11 protein-coding genes and 1 tRNA gene are annotated in these 15150 nt (G+C 53.5%); 11 read left to right on the forward strand and 1 reads right to left on the reverse strand.

What is annotated here, in order from left to right; all coding sequences use genetic code 11:
* Nucleotides 1-131 precede the first annotated feature (131 nt).
* From HMPREF1492_RS06985 to rbr, 3 genes are all read left to right on the forward strand, one after another.
* The gene (locus HMPREF1492_RS06985) at nucleotides 132-728 is read left to right on the forward strand and encodes an RrF2 family transcriptional regulator (protein ID WP_035433047.1); all 597 of its coding nucleotides are present in this window, start codon (nucleotides 132-134) and stop codon (nucleotides 726-728) included.
* 19 nt (nucleotides 729-747) lie between these two features.
* Nucleotides 748-1656 carry an HhH-GPD family protein gene (locus HMPREF1492_RS06990; RefSeq protein WP_051479448.1) on the forward strand — a complete coding sequence of 303 codons (909 nt, stop codon included), beginning with the start codon at nucleotides 748-750 and terminating at the stop codon, nucleotides 1654-1656.
* Nucleotides 1657-1833: 177 nt separating this feature from the next.
* Entirely contained in the window at nucleotides 1834-2379 is a 546-nt protein-coding gene (gene rbr / locus HMPREF1492_RS06995) for a rubrerythrin (RefSeq protein WP_035437419.1), read from the forward strand.
* A gap of 636 nt (nucleotides 2380-3015) precedes the next feature.
* On the opposite strand, the gene nth is transcribed toward rbr, so the two are convergent.
* Entirely contained in the window at nucleotides 3016-3687 is a 672-nt protein-coding gene (gene nth, locus HMPREF1492_RS07000) for an endonuclease III (RefSeq protein WP_035433056.1), read from the reverse strand.
* Between the two features lie 273 nt (nucleotides 3688-3960).
* On the opposite strand from nth, the gene mfd reads away from it, so the two are divergent.
* From mfd to HMPREF1492_RS07040, 8 genes are all read left to right on the forward strand, one after another.
* On the forward strand, nucleotides 3961-7404 hold the full coding sequence (gene mfd, locus HMPREF1492_RS07005; protein ID WP_035437423.1) for a transcription-repair coupling factor: 3444 nt from the start codon (nucleotides 3961-3963) through the stop codon (nucleotides 7402-7404).
* Nucleotides 7405-7406: 2 nt separating this feature from the next.
* Nucleotides 7407-8468 (forward strand): Gfo/Idh/MocA family protein, encoded by a 1062-nt coding sequence (locus HMPREF1492_RS07010; protein ID WP_198014355.1) that lies wholly within the window; start codon nucleotides 7407-7409, stop codon nucleotides 8466-8468.
* A 5-nt stretch (nucleotides 8469-8473) separates the two neighbouring features.
* Complete coding sequence (gene mazG, locus HMPREF1492_RS07015) at nucleotides 8474-9379, forward strand: nucleoside triphosphate pyrophosphohydrolase (RefSeq protein WP_035437426.1); 906 nt, start codon at nucleotides 8474-8476, stop codon at nucleotides 9377-9379.
* A 195-nt stretch (nucleotides 9380-9574) separates the two neighbouring features.
* Entirely contained in the window at nucleotides 9575-10561 is a 987-nt protein-coding gene (locus HMPREF1492_RS07345; protein WP_051479449.1) for an FtsB family cell division protein, read from the forward strand.
* Complete coding sequence (locus tag HMPREF1492_RS07025; RefSeq protein ID WP_035437429.1) at nucleotides 10561-11598, forward strand: Ppx/GppA phosphatase family protein; 1038 nt, start codon at nucleotides 10561-10563, stop codon at nucleotides 11596-11598. Before HMPREF1492_RS07345 ends, HMPREF1492_RS07025 begins: the two co-directional genes overlap by 1 nt.
* A 29-nt stretch (nucleotides 11599-11627) precedes the next feature.
* Nucleotides 11628-11712, forward strand: a tRNA-Leu gene (locus HMPREF1492_RS07030).
* A gap of 469 nt (nucleotides 11713-12181) precedes the next feature.
* Nucleotides 12182-13921: a UTRA domain-containing protein gene (locus HMPREF1492_RS07035; RefSeq protein WP_035437432.1), complete on the forward strand. Its 1740-nt coding sequence runs from the start codon at nucleotides 12182-12184 to the stop codon at nucleotides 13919-13921.
* Complete coding sequence (locus tag HMPREF1492_RS07040) at nucleotides 13915-15045, forward strand: transketolase family protein (protein ID WP_035437435.1); 1131 nt, start codon at nucleotides 13915-13917, stop codon at nucleotides 15043-15045. Before HMPREF1492_RS07035 ends, HMPREF1492_RS07040 begins: the two co-directional genes overlap by 7 nt.
* Nucleotides 15046-15150 lie beyond the last annotated feature (105 nt).

The raw sequence follows: 15150 nt of genomic DNA on the forward strand, positions 1-15150 counted from the left end.
CGACTGAACTAAGAGCAGCACTTGAACCGATAGCAAGAATCAACTTGTAACAACGGCCGACCTGGTCACAAGCCAGATACGTAAGTAAAGCAGTCCCTCAAGCGGACGCACGAGGGGTACTTGGAGAACCAATGGAAATTTCGCGCAAAACTGACTATGCAATCCGCATGCTTTCTTCGCTGGTAAGAAGCCCAAAGAAGCTTCTTTCTGTTCGCGACGCCGCAGAAGAAAACGATATTCCATACTCCTTTGCTCGCTCAATCCAGCATGACCTGGTCATCGCGGGCGTGATTGTTAGCACGCGCGGCGCTCACGGTGGCATGATGTTGGCCATTGATCCTACTGAAGTAAGCGTTCTTGATATTGTCGAGGCAGTTCAGGGACCTGTTTTTATTTCTAGCTGTGAGTGGGCAGGTCCTAATAATGAGCCTTGTCCTCGCCATAATTCGTGCTATTTTGGGCCTCTTTGGTGCAGTGCCGAGAAAACCTTGCGTAATTTCTTTGCGTCCGTGACTCTGCATCAAGTTGTTGTAGAGGGTCTTATGCCAGAGATGGTGGGCGAGTTCCAGCTGGTAAAGAATGAGAACGCCCAGCGCAACGAGCAGATTATCCAGAATGCCGCTGCCGCTATTGAGGCTGAGATTACCGCCGGCACCTTTGACAATCTGCTTGATGGTGAGGTTATTTCTGCTGAGAAAAAGCCTTACGAGTTCAATATTGGTCGATAAGAAAATCTCACATACAAAAATGAGTGGCGAAGTGGAACCCGCATCAGAACTCACGCCGGAACTGCGTGCATTTGTCGAGTTCGTAGCCAAGAAAGGTCGCGAGTTGTACCGCGATTTACCTTGGCGTCGCACGTATGACCCGTATGCTATCTGGATTTCTGAGGTTATGCTTCAGCAGACGCAGGTCAGCCGTGTAGATGGCCGCTGGCAGAGGTGGCTGGAGCGATTTCCAACGGTTGATGCGCTGGCTGCCGCCGCGCCCTCTGACGTGCTTGAAGAATGGCAGGGCCTGGGCTACAACCGTCGTGCTTTGTCCGTGCATCGAGCTGCTCAGGCAATTTCTGAGGCGGGCGGCGTCTTTCCACAAGATCCAAAGGAGTTGGTAAAGCTTCCAGGTATTGGTCCCGCAACTGCGGCAGGTATTCGTGCGTTTGCGTTTAACCTGCACGGTGTTTACCTGGAGACTAACGTGCGCACGGTCTTCCTGCACGAGCTGTATCCGCAGGCAGAGGGCGTACCAGACTCCGAGCTTGTCCCGCTGGTAGAGCTTACGTGTCCTGCAAGCGTTGCGGATGCCGCGGGGGCCGACGAGACGGAGCTCACGCCACGTAGCTGGTACTACGCCCTTCTCGACTATGGCGCGTACCTTAAGAAAACCATTCCCAATCCTTCGCGAAGGTCCAAAAGCCACGTCAAGCAGTCGCGCTTTGAGGGATCTCATCGACAGAAGCGAGCCGAGCTCTTGCGCGTTCTTCTCGCTCACAAAGACGAGGGAGGAGCGGTGTTTGAGACGCTTCACCAGGAGCTCTGCCAGATTGAGGTCAATGCGGGGCGAGAAACCCTTGATGAGCAGGTTACCCTTGGCTTACTTGAAGAACTTGCGAAGGAAGGCTTTTGTCAGAAAAATGATGAATACTGGTTGCCCTAAATGGTTATAATTCATAGTGCTGACGAAGGGGTCAGTATATGAACATAAGTGCTAATAATTATCATTTGCATTTGTTCACCACAGGTAACACGGCGCTACCCAGGCGCTTAACATCGCGCTCACAAGCGCTTTGACATGCGTTAACGTGCCACTCGTTAGCGCGGGAGAGGAGAAAAAATGGCAGTAGATTTTGAGAATTCTCAGACAAAGAAGAACCTCGAGGCAGCTTTTGCTGGTGAGTCCCAGGCTACCAACAAGTACAGCTACTATGCTTCCCAGGCTGCAAAAGATGGTTATCAGCAGATTTCCAACATTTTCACCGAGACTTCTGGCAACGAGAAAGTTCACGCTAAGCTTTGGTTCAAGTATCTCCACGGTGGCAAGATTCCAGAGACTGCAGAGAACCTCAAGGACGCAGCTGCTGGTGAGAACTACGAGTGGACTACCATGTACGCTGACTTCGCTAAGGTAGCTGAGGAGGAGGGCTTCGCAGAGATCGCTGCTAAGTTCCGTCTTGTCGGTAACATCGAGAAGACTCACGAGGAGCGCTATCAGAAGCTTCTTGAGCGCGTTGAGTCCGGTGAGGTCTTTGAGCGCGAGGGTGTCAAGGTTTGGAAGTGCCTCAAGTGCGGTCACCTGCACGTTGGCGCATCTGCACCAAAGATCTGCCCAGTCTGCGGTCACCCACAGGCATACTTCGAGGAGCAGTCCCTCAACTACTAAGTTGTAGGTGCTCTGAGCTGCGACGACCGTGCGGAGTTGCAGCTCAGCCTTCTAGTGCGTTAAAAATGTACCCACCAGCAGGTCATCGGCTTGCTGGTGGGTATTTTTGTGCGTGGATGTTGCGGCGAGACGGGTTTCTCGCCAGGCGTGCCGTGCGCTCGGGTCGCGCCTGATTTCTGCAAAGAATCTGTAACATTTGCCTAAAAGCAGCAAAGAATCTGTGGATTTGCCTGATTTTGTCAAAGAATCGGTGGCTCAAATACAGATTCTTTGCACTTTTCAGGCAGACTTTGAAGCGCGTCCGAGTTCGATCTTTCATGGAGCCTGATTTTCTCGCCATGTCTGAGTAATTTGCCGGAAAAGTTCACCAAGTCTGAGCTATTTGCCGGATTTTCTCGTTATGTCTGAGTAAATGTACTCAGACTTCATGCGCTTTTCAGGCTCGCATGGTGCGCTAAGCGAGAAAAGCCCGTCTGGCGAGAAACCCCGTGAGCCCGCAGCAGCGCTTCGCGCGTCCGACCTGCAAGTTTGTCCGCACACGACGCTGTCGCCGTACAAAAAACCGGTGTCCACCTGCGTGAACACCGGTCTGACCTGCATGTTATGTGGAACTTCCAGCTCGCGCTCGCGCCCGTGCTACCCCTTGAACCAGCGGTTGGGCTGCTCGTAGGAAGGGCAGATGTCGCTCATGGGACAGCCGACGCACTTGGGGTTGCGAGCGGTGCAGGTTTCTCGCCCAAAGTGAATCCACTCTTCGTTGACGTCTTTCCAGAGTTCGTGGGGGAGAAGTGCGAGCAGGTCTTTCTCGGCAGCCAGCGGCGTAGAAGCCGAGCTCAGGCGCATGCGCTTGGAGATCCTGTACACGTGCGTGTCCACCGCGATGCCGTCGACCACGTCAAACATCTTGTTGAGCACGATGTTTGCAGTCTTTCGACCGACGCCCGGGAGCGTGACCAGGTCTTCCATGGTGCCCGGAACTTCTCCGCCGTACTCCGTCAGCAGAATTTGCGCCGTCTCTACGCAGTGCTTGGCCTTTGCGCGCCAGAAGCCGATGGTCTGGATGACCTCTCCGACCTCGACAGCATTGGCGGCCGCCATGGACGGTGCGTCGGGCCAGCGGCGGAACAGCTCGGGTGTGACCTTATTTACCGCGGCGTCAGTAGTCTGCGCCGAAAGCATAACGCTGATGAGCAGGGTAAACGCGTCGTGATAATCCAGCGCGCTCTGGACGCTTGGATAGAGCTCGTGCATGCGTCGGCACAGCTCAATGCCGCGTTCTACCTTGACTTTCTTTGATTCTCTGGGCATAACCTCTCCTCAATTCCTTCTATGTGTACCCAGTATGTAGTTACGTTATCACGTGAGGCGAGAATAGCAAAATAGCTGCATAACAGCTACAATAACAGCCCAATTGAAAAGTTATCAAACCTGCGCCTGCGCGCGGAGGACGTCGTCGGCTGCGCTCCGGCCGCCGACTGCGCCCCGGGCGTCACGGCGGACGTCGCAGCAGCTGCGCCCAGCAAGGTTTGGTGTAACCCGCATGCGTTTGCATGTGGGTTTAGCGGCATGGCGGGAGACTGTGTGTTTATCAATAGAGTTGCAGCTCAACTACTGAGCGCGCCCGAGCTAGAGAAGCTGAAGCGAGAGCTTTCGCGCGGATCAGACGCCACGCTGTCCCTCTCGCAAAGCGCTCGTCCGCTGATGCTGGCTGCACTTTGGGCGCAAAATCCCCGCCCGTGCCTGCTAGTCGTTGCAGGAGAGGACGCCGCGGATCGCACGGCGCGCTCACTTGCAGCGTGGCTGGGAAACGACGCTGTGCTGCGCTACCCAAACCGCAAAGATCGTCCCTGGTCGGATACCACACCAGACGACGCTCTTATTGGAGCTAGGTGTCGCGCCATCGCCAAGCTTTCCGCTGGCGAGAAGGTCATTGTAGTTGCAAGTGCTCACGCGCTGATGCGCAGAGTTCCCCCTGTTGGTTCGGGCTATTTTCTTCCAGCGACGTTCACCGTTGGCGACGACGTCCCCTTTGAGGATGTGGCCTCGCTGCTCGTCGGCATGGGATACGCCGATGCAGGCGAGGTAGATGCGCCAGGCACCTTCCACATTCACGGCGATACGGTTGATATCTTCCCAGCTCAAGCTACAAGTCCTGTACGCATTGAGTTCTTCGGAGACGAGATTGACCGCATCAGGCGCATGGTGGCAGCAACCGGACAGACTATCGGTGCCATCGATGAGGTGACTGTTGCCCCAGCTAGAGAGCTTGCGTTTACCAAAGAAACCATCCGCCGCGCAGAAGAAGCGCTCTACACGCGCGCGCAAGAAAACTCTGCACTCGCTGCTGACCTGGAGCTTATTCAGCGCGGAGCTCAGGCGCCTGCACTTGAGCGCTATCTTCCCGTGTTGTACGGAGGCACTGCCAGCCCTCTTGAGCACATCTCTTCAAAGACGCTGGTTGTTCTTGCGGAGCCACGCTCGCTCTTTGATGACTGTCAGCGTGCCTTTGACGAAATTTCTGCATCCGCAACAGCATCAAAAGTGAAACTAGATGGTCTGTATACGGACCCCAAGGCTATGGACTTTGGCTCGCAGCAGCGTTTGTCCTTCTCGTCACTTCTACGTACGGGAGCTGCGGTAACGTCGGAGCTCTCTGTGGTGCAGCCGTCTATTGCGGGTTCAGACACAAAGCTTTTGGGTCGTGTGAGGCAGCTGGTGCAAGACCGGGATGCCGTGGTATTTGCAGTGCCCGATCGTGCGGCGCGAGAGCATCTTAAGTTGCTTTTCTCGGATGAGTCCATTCCGTTTGAGGAGTCGCTGGGTACGGCGCTTGAAAACGAACCTGATCAAAACGGTGCTTACGCGCCACTCAAGCGTGGTCGCGTCACGTTTACCGATGCACCTGTTCCCGCCGGAATCATTATCCCTACAGCTAACCTAGCAGTGCTTTCTGTCTCGGACTTGACGGCCAGGAGCGCGCGCAACAAAAAGCGCTCCAAGCGCATTGACCCTACAACGGTGACGTTCCCGTTTAAGCCGGGCGACTACGTTGTCCATGCAACGCACGGTATTGCGCACTTTACCGCTATTGTGCGCCAAGAAGTTGCAGGTAGAGAGCGTGATTACTTCCTGCTTGAGTATGCCAATGACGATAAACTCTATGTGCCCCTGGAGCAGGTTGACCGCATTACGCGCTATGTGGGACCTGACGGCAACAATCCACGTCTGACCAGACTTAACACGGCAGATTGGTCGCGCGCTACTAACAAGGCAAGAAAGTCTGCCAAGAAACTGGCATTCGACCTAGTAGACCTCTATACGCGTCGCGCTTCAGTGCCGGGCTATGCGTTTTCGCTGGACACTCCCGCTCAGGAGGAGATGGAGTCTAGCTTCCCGTATCAGCTGACACCAGACCAAGAAAGCGCAGTTGCAGACATTAAGCTGGACATGGAAGCGCGCAAGCCAATGGACCGTCTGCTTTGCGGCGACGTGGGCTTTGGCAAGACAGAGGTGGCGCTGAGAGCTGCATTTAAGGCATGCCAGGATGCTCGTCAGGTTATGATTTTGTGCCCAACTACCATCTTAGCTCAGCAGCACTACGAGACGTTCTTCTCGCGATTTGCTCCGTTTGATTTGAAGGTAAGCGTGCTTTCGCGTTTTGTCACGCCTGCTCAGCAGCGAAGGGCGCTTGAGGGATTTGCGGACGGAACCGTAGATGTGCTGGTAGGAACTCATAGGTTGCTCTCAGCTGACGTCAATCCGCACGACTTAGGCTTGGTTATCATCGACGAAGAGCAGCGCTTTGGCGTGCAGCACAAAGAGCAGCTCAAAAACATGCGCGAGCAGGTAGACGTGCTGACGCTCTCGGCAACGCCCATTCCGCGCACCATGCAGATGGCCATGAGTGGCGTGCGCGACATGAGCCTGATTTTGACGCCGCCGCCTGGCAGAAAGCCTGTTCAGGTAATGGTAGGCGAGTACAACCCAGATCTTGTTTCCGCAGCTATTAGAAGCGAGCTGGAGCGAGAAGGACAGGTGTACTACGTGTCCAACCGCGTGACCACTATTGATGAAGCGGTGGCTCGCGTGGAGGAAGCCGCGTCAGAAGCTCGCGTGGGTGTGGCTCACGGCCAGATGAGCGCTCGCGAGGTAGAAAACGTCATGCTCGCCTTCCAGGAGCATGAGATTGACGTTTTGGTGGCCACCACCATTATTGAGTCCGGCATTGACAACTCGCACACTAACACGCTGATTATCGAGGACTCACAGCGCTTGGGACTGGCTCAGCTGTACCAGCTCAAGGGCCGTGTTGGTCGCGGTAGGCAGCAGGCGTACGCGTACTTTATGTTCCCGGCGGAGTTGCCGCTGACGGAAGAGGCAACCGAGCGTCTGACTGCAATCAATGAGTTCCAGGATCTGGGCAGCGGCATGCGTATTGCCATGCGTGACCTGGAGATCAGAGGCGCCGGCTCTCTTATGGGCGCTGAGCAGCACGGAAACCTTTCCAGCGTTGGCTTTGACCTCTTTACACAGATGCTGGGCGAGGCAGTTGCTGAGGCTCGTGGTGAGTCCGCAGAGCTTGAGCAGGCCGAGGTAACCATCAATCTACCTGCAGATTTCTATCTTGATGAGGACTATCTGCCAGAGGTTGACCGACGCGTTTTGGTGTATCGCCGTCTTGCCGCAGCTACAGAGCTTTCCGATGTTGATGCACTTCAGCAAGATACCGAGAATAGCTTTGGCGCCCTACCTCTTGCGGGTAAGAACTTGTTTGATCGTGCCCGAGTGCGCATCCGCGCGCAACGTTTGGGCGCAACGTCAGTAAGCCTGACAAATGGACGCCTGGTATATCTGGGTGTAGAAATTCCTCGCGAACAAGCCCTTAAGTTGAAGGGTCGCGGTGCTATTGTGTATCCAAAGACGCATAAACTGGCGTATCCGTTCCATCGCAATGAAGAACAGCTGATGCCCGCTGCCCTGGGAGTTCTTGAAGAGCTTGGTGGCGACGACGAGGTTGAGGAGTAAACATGAGCCAAACAGCAGGTCAAACGTCACAGAACGCCGAGAGTGCCGCGCAGGACGCTACGAGCGCCGTTGACACCATCTTTGCCGCGCCACACCTCAGGTGGGGTGTTATTGGCTGCGGAGTCATTGCAAACCAGATGGCAGAGGCGTTGGCTTCGGTCGGAAGAACCATCGACGGCGTGGCCAACAGGACACAGGAGAAGGCCGTCGCGTTTGCACAAAAACACCACGTCAAGCGCGTGTATGACAGCATCGATGATCTTCTCGCCAGCGACGAGATTGACGCGGTGTACCTGACCACGCCTCACAACACGCACATCATTTACCTGCGCAAAGCACTTCAGGCGGGCAAGCACGTTCTGTGCGAGAAGTCCATTACGCTCAACTCGGCTGAGCTGCTTGAGGCCGAAGAACTTGCTCGTCAAAACGGCGTTCAGCTCATGGACGCCTGCACCATTTTGCACATGCCTCTCTACAAAGAGCTGGTTAGCCGCGTGGAGGCTGGCGAGTTTGGTCCAGTCAACCTGATTCAGGAGAATTTTGGCAGTTACAAAGAGTTTGACATGGAGAATCGCTTCTTCAATCCCAAACTTGCGGGCGGAGCCCTGTTGGACATTGGCGTCTATTCGCTGACACTAGCTCGTCTTTTCTTGAAGAGCCAGCCTCATGACGTGCTCTCCATGATGAATCCGGCCCCTACCGGCGTTGATCAGACGGACGGCATTTTACTCAGAAACGCCGAGGGTCAGATGGTTGTTCTGGCGTTGACACTTCATTCCAAGCAGCCAAAACGCGCTATGATTTCCGCGGATAAGGCCTTTATTGAGATTATGGAGTACCCACGCGCAGACGTTGCCACAATTACGTGGACTGACGACGGCAAACAGGAGAAAGTCCAGGTAGGACACACGGCTGACGCTCTGGCGTACGTACTGGCAGATCTGGAGTCCGCTGTTGCAGGAGACGCTTCTGCTCAGGCGCAGCTTGCGGTCTCAAAGGACGTTATGGAGCTCATGACCGGCCTGCGCAACGACTGGAATTTCCTGTACCCTGAGGAGCAGTAAGTTCTATGACATCTGACGAGAAGATCTCCCAGCTAGCTGTCGCAGTTGATGAAGAAACAAAAGCTCGTCCCGGAGCACCGCAGACACATCCGGAGTTTGACCGTCTGGTTAGAACCATCTGGCGACTTCGTCAGGAGGACGGTTGTCCTTGGGACAAGGAGCAGACGCATCAGTCCATCTCAAAGAACATGATTGAGGAGGCCTACGAGGCGGTTGAGGCGATTGCTGAGGACTCTCCCGAGCATCTTGAGGAAGAGCTTGGCGACGTGCTTGAACAGGTAGTTCTTCACTCGCAGATTGAGTCTGACAGCGGTGCCAGTGCAGGCAGTGGGGTGCGCGACCGCGCAGCGGGCTTCGATATCGACGACGTATGTCGAGCGCTCAACCAGAAGCTGGTACGGAGACATCCGCACGTATTTGGGCCAGAAGCGGGTTCTACGTCGTCGGCCGCGGCCGTCTTGGACGTGTGGGAGAGCGTCAAGGCTGAGGAGCGCGCCAGTGCAGAAGATGCCGTGCACACCGGGGGTCTTCTCGACTCGGTTCCACAGTCTCTACCTGCGCTCATGCAAGCGCAGAAGATTTCAAAGCGTGCTGCAAAAATGGGTTTTGAGTGGGCGTCTGTCGATGACGTGTGGGACAAGGTTGCTGAGGAGCGCGCGGAGTTTGACGCTGAAGCCCAAGGTACGCAGCAGAAAACGGACGAATTTGGCGACATCTTGTTTGCGCTGATAAACGTTGCTCGCTGGGAAGGCGTTGATGCGGAAGAAGCACTGATGAGCGCCTGCAGAAAGTTCCGCTCTCGCTGGTCGTACATGGAGAAAGCTGCTGCTGAGAGGGGCTTCTCGCTTGACGAGAAACCCGAGCTACAAGAAGATTTGTGGCAAGAGGCTAAACGTCATCTTGGCGCGTAAGCAAGCTGCACAGATTGTAGCGAATACGTGCGACGTGCCGCAAAGCTTGCGACTTGCCGTTGGAGCGACGACTTCTATTCGGTAAAACGATGAAATTCCAAACTGAGGCAGGGCTATCGGCGCTGCCTCTGCCATAATAAAGATGTTGCAATTTGTTGCGACGCATCACCAAACAAACCAGAAATGAGATCCGTGATGAGTCAAGACACCACTAAAAAGAGTGGTACAAAAAGAAAAACAACGCCCACCAAGCGTTCCGTTGAGCCTCTTAAAGAGACTACCGCGGAGCATGCCTCTGGTGCTCTCAAAATATTTTCAACTAAAAAGGCCGAGAAACCCCAGGTAACTGAGAAATCTCAATCTGATCAGAAGTCGGCCGTGGCAAAGAAATCTGTGGCGGCTCCAAAAGATACAGCGTTGTCAGAGGGCACGGCGCCATCAAAACAAACATCTTCTCAGGAGAGTTCCAAGGACATTAAGTCTAAAAGAACTGTTCAAGTCAAGAGAATTGATAGGACTCAGAAGTCCGAGCGTGACCAGAAATCTGAGCGCGGACAAAAGTCCGAGCGCGGTCAGAAGACTGAGCGCGAACAGAAGACTGAAAGAACCAATAAACCGCAGTTCAGTGTGGCTTCTCTGGTAGAGCTTAAAGACAACGCACTTGATTTTGCGCGTAACCACACCAAGCTTGTCGTTTTTCTCGGCGTTGTAATCTTCCTGCTTGTGGGCTTGTATCCGCCAATTCGTGGCTACTACCACGCTGTTCGCGAGCATGACGAGTTGCTGTTAAATCAGCAGAAGCTCGAGGAAGATCAAAAACGTCTTGAGTCCGAGGTTCAGGGTCTGCAGACAAAAGAGGGCATCATAGATGAGGCCCATAAGCAGGGCTTGGTTTCTGGCGGCGAGGAATCTGCGCGCGTAGAGGGCCTTGATAAAAAGAAGGACGAGAATACCGTTCAGCACCCTGATTATCCGTGGTACATCAAGGTGGGAGACTTTATTTTTGGATTTACACCAGGCGATTCCGGCAATACTGAGGCTCCTAAGAGCGCAAACTCCGACGATTCTACGTCTGCGTCTGCTCCAGGAGAGTCTCGCGAGCAGAAGAACTCCGGAGAAGGCGGATCTTCTGAGGGGTCCGGCGCCGACAATTCAAAGTCTGATAGTGGGAACTCACAATAATGCTTCTAGCTGCAATTGATATTGGAACCGTAACTGCTCGACTTGCGCTTGCGCAGGTAGAGGACGGTCGCGTCATTCGCATGGCCAAATACACCGAGATTGTCAATTTGGGCGAGGGTGTTGATAAGACAAAGCGCCTGCTACCTGAGGCAATTCACCGTTGCGTTGGCTGCGTTTCTTCCTACGTTGATTACGCGAGAAAAGAGGGTGCTGAGGCGGTTGTGTGCACGCTCACAAGCGCTGCTCGCGATGCAGAAAATGCGCCTGACCTGGGAATGGGTCTAGCTTCGCTGGGACTTGAACCCATGATTATTCCAGGTGAAATTGAAGGTGCGCTCACATTTCTGGGTGTCTCTCACGATTTTGAGAATCATCGCATTCTTGTTGCCGACAGCGGTGGCGGCTCAACTGAGCTGGTCGTTGGCACGCTGGCAGGCCAGCCTGCGGCCCAAGGCGCAGGTCAGCAGCTTGGAGGCCAGCAGCTCGAGGGGCAGCAGCTCGACATCAACTTTGTCGAGTCCGTTGACCTTGGTTGCAGACGCCTGACCGAGCGCTTTAACCTGTCGTCAGATCACCCTTCAGCTGAGGACATTGATGGGGCTCACAAAATGGCGGCTCAGATGATGTCTGAGGCCATTGGGCGAGCTCAGCAGCAGTGTGCAGCGCCTGAGCTTTTAGTGGGTGTTGGAGGAACCGCAACCAGCCTCATTGCCATCAGGGACCACCTTGACCCGTACGACCCGTCAAAGGTGCACCTCAACCACATCTCGCTTGACGAGGTGTTTCAGATAGAGGGGCTTCTCGCCAGCAAAACGCTAAAGGAGCGAGAAGACATAACGGGACTTCAGGCAAAGCGCGCACCCGTTATGCTTGCGGGAACTATTTTGCTTGCAGAATTGATGAAAAATTCGGGCTTTAAACACCTGGTAGTAAGCGAAAGTGACCTGCTCTTTGGTCTGGTGATAACCGCGGCTGCCGTTCACCAGGGAAAGCAGTCGCCTGTGATTTGGCAGCCAATTTTGCGCCCGCTGAATTAAAAGTAGTGGCATAATAGCTAAACATATCCGGGGGCGTGGCGGAATTGGCAGACGCAGGGGACTTAAAATCCCTCGACTTCGGTCTTGCGGGTTCGAGTCCCGCCGCCCCTACCACTTTTGTTGCAGAATAAATAGCCTTTTAGCTGCGTATATTCAGAAAATATTTAAGTATCAGGCGTTTTTGAGCGTGAAGAGTATATAGCTCTTGACCTGGTAGAACTTAGCCCATCAGTTGGCTCAGGGGACAAAAGTGGGACAAAAAGTGTGTTGTTGAGTTTTGATAATTCGCTTTACAGAGGTCTGTGCAATGTTAGGATTATTGGCAATGATACGTCTCACTGACATTCTACGGAACCGAGACCAAAAAGCGGCTGCCATCGTGTAACCGCTTTTTTCATAAGAAGAAGCTATGAAAAAGCCTTTTCTTTCTATTGATCAGCAAATAGAACTCTCAAATTCAAGAGGTGTTATAACAGATAAAAAGTCAGATAACTCCTATTCTGTTCTCCTTCAGAAACTTGTATACTACTTGTCTTGTACCTAACGTATGCATGACTAATTTCTTACTCATTTCGGAGGACCTATGTCATTTGAGACAGGAGTTTTTCCGGTTTTAGTTTCTGAGGGCGCAGCTGCAGAGTCACTATCTCCCCAGGTCAGGGGAGGACTCAATGCGTCGTCTGCTACACCTCTTCATGTGCAACTGTCAGATTTGATGCGCGTCAAAATTCTGTCAGAAGACTGGAAGGCAGGAACGTATATTCCGTCTGAAGCCGAATTTATGGCGCAGTACGGCGTGAGCAGAGGAACCATCAGAAAAGCTATTCAATCCCTGGTCAAAGAGGGTTTGTTGCTTACTCAAAAGGGTCGAGCAACACAGGTTATCTCTAACACCGTTCGTCATGCGGCAGGAAATACCGTACTTTCATTTGCAGCCGCACTCAGAGATGGTGGCTTTGAGTATCGAACTGAAGTCCTGTTTAAGCAGGTGGTTCCTGCAGATCAAGCCGTTGCCGAGCACCTGGAGATTCCCATTGGCTCTGACGTACTCTTTTTGCGTCGCGTTAGGAGTGTCTCGGATAGGCCGGTGGTATGCCAGGAATCGTGGTCTAACCTGCTTGTTTGTCCTCAGCTTGAAGAGGCAGACTTTGAGAATGAGTCGCTCTTTGACGCGGTCGAAAGAACTTCTCAAAAAGAGATTGCGCGCTCTCGCATGCGCTATCAGTCGCAAATTGCAGGTAAAGACCATGCCGACTACCTGCAGTGTTCTCCAAATGAGGCTTTGCTTGTACTTGAGCAGGTAATCGAGCTGTCCGACGGTAATTGCATTGAGTGGAGCCAGACTTGGCTTGCCCCGCATCAGAGTGTTGTTGGCGTATCTGAGCAGGTAGATGGCTCTATTGGGCCTCTGGACATCTCTTCTGTTCGCCAGTCAGAGCACGTGGGTGCATCGCTGACTTCTCCAGAAATAGACTCTGATCAGCGAAAACAGCTTGAACTTGATTTGCACCACGAGGCGCTGGCAGTGCGTCGAGGCATTATCGAGCTGGCACATCGCTACAGCTCAACGCCATTTCACATTGGCGGCGCGTGTTCTGTAGCAGACATAGTCTCCGTGCTTTTGAACAAGGTTATGCAGGTAGGCCACAGGGATTGCGAGTGGGAACTCAGAGACCGCTTGATTCTCTCTAAGGCTCACACATCGCTGGCTTTGTTCCCAGCTCTTCTACGTGCAGAAATGATCTCTCAAGAGGATATTGACCGCGGGGTCTTTGGACCCGATGCCGTACTCTTTAAGCATCCACTGCGAGACCCTCAGCGTGGCTTTGAAATTTCTGGTGGCAGCCTTGGCATGGGCTTGGGCTATGCCGCTGGCCTGGGGTTAAGCCTTCGTAGAAAAGATCTCCCTTCTCGCGTTTTTTGTATTTTGGGTGACGGCGAGTGTGACGAGGGCTCCATTTGGGAGAGCGCCGCGTTTATCGGCCACAATCAGCTTTCCAACGTCACGGTCATTGTTGACCAGAATCGCATGCAACTGGACGGCCCTTGCGCGTCCATTTTGGACACCGGTTCAATTGCAAGAAAGTTTGATGCGTTTGGTTTTGAGTCTGTCGAGGTAGACGGACATGATGTGCTTGCACTGTACGACGCATTAAAGCAGCAAACTTCCAGGCCTCGTGCGATTATCGCGCATACCATCAAGGGCAAGGGACTTTCATTTGCCGAGAATAACGTTTCGTTCCACGACGCGTGCGTGACGGACGACCTCTATGAACAGGCATTGCTTGATCTGAAAGTCGCAGAGGAGGCATGCTCATGTTAGATACATCTTTGCAGCCATCGTGCATTTCGGCTGAAGAGTCGCAGATGCTTGCGGGTATGAATACAAAGGAAGTGTTCGGCTGGGTTATGGGTAAGCTTGCCGAGGATGACGAGCTGCTGACTGTTGCCGTTGCCGACTATGGTCGTCGTTTGAACCTAGATCGCTTTCGAGAGCTTCGACCAGACGGCTACATCCAGTGTGGAATTGCAGAGCAGAACCTTATTGAAGTGGCGTCTGCCTGTGCAAATGAAGGTTTCCACGTTTTTGCGCCGTGCTATGCCACGTTTGTGACCTCACGAACGCTCGACCAGATTCGAGTCAACCTTGGCATGATGAAGTCGCCCGTGGTGCTTGTAGGTGTTGCTGCTGGCTGCGAATCCGCAGCTACAGGCCCATCTCACATGGCTGTGGAGGACATTGCGATTACCAGGACCATCCCGGGGCTTTCCGTGCTCAATCCGATCGATAATGCCCAGCTTGCGGCCACGCTCATGGACCTCGCAAAGCATCCCCGACCAGCTTACGTGCGTATGACCTCGTGTGATGGCGTCAATCTGCATCCAGATGGTTACGTTTTTGATGCGTCCGGTGTCGAGAAACTCTTTGAGTCGGCTTGCGCGGTGGGTGCGGCGGGGACATTTGAAGTCGCAGACGGCGCAGCGACGCCCGAAGCAGCGGCTGCTGAAGCCTCAACTGAAGTCACGACCGTCACTCAGCCGAGGCGTGTGACCGTTCTTACAACAGGTGCGATAACCAGCCGAGTTGTTGAGGCAGCTCAGAGAGCTGCAGGGCAGATTACCTCAGTGCAGGTGGCTGCTGAGCAAGCCGCTGCCGCGCAGACAAACATCGAGGTTTACGGTGTGTCGAATATCAGGCCACTTGACGCTTCTCTGACGCAAATCTGTCAGAACTCTGACGTGATTATTACGGTTGAAGAGCACAGCATTTTGGGTGGATTTGGCAGCGCCGTTCTCGAGCAGCTTAGCGCATCAGGCACATGTCCGCAGGTAATACGTTTAGGCATGCCCGATACGTATTTGGAGGCAGATGTTCACCACAACATTCTTGCGCGTGCTGGACTATCGGTTGAGAGTCTACAAGAGGTCCTTCTCGCCAACTGTTAAATCAACTGATCAAATCCGGGAAGTCTTTTGTATACTCGCTTGATGATTTAACATTCCAAGAACGGACGAATAACTTTTGAGAGCTCGACAATTTTCATATTGAAA

The organism is Atopobium sp. BS2 (assembly GCF_000565075.1).
Lineage (GTDB): Bacteria > Actinomycetota > Coriobacteriia > Coriobacteriales > Atopobiaceae > Lancefieldella.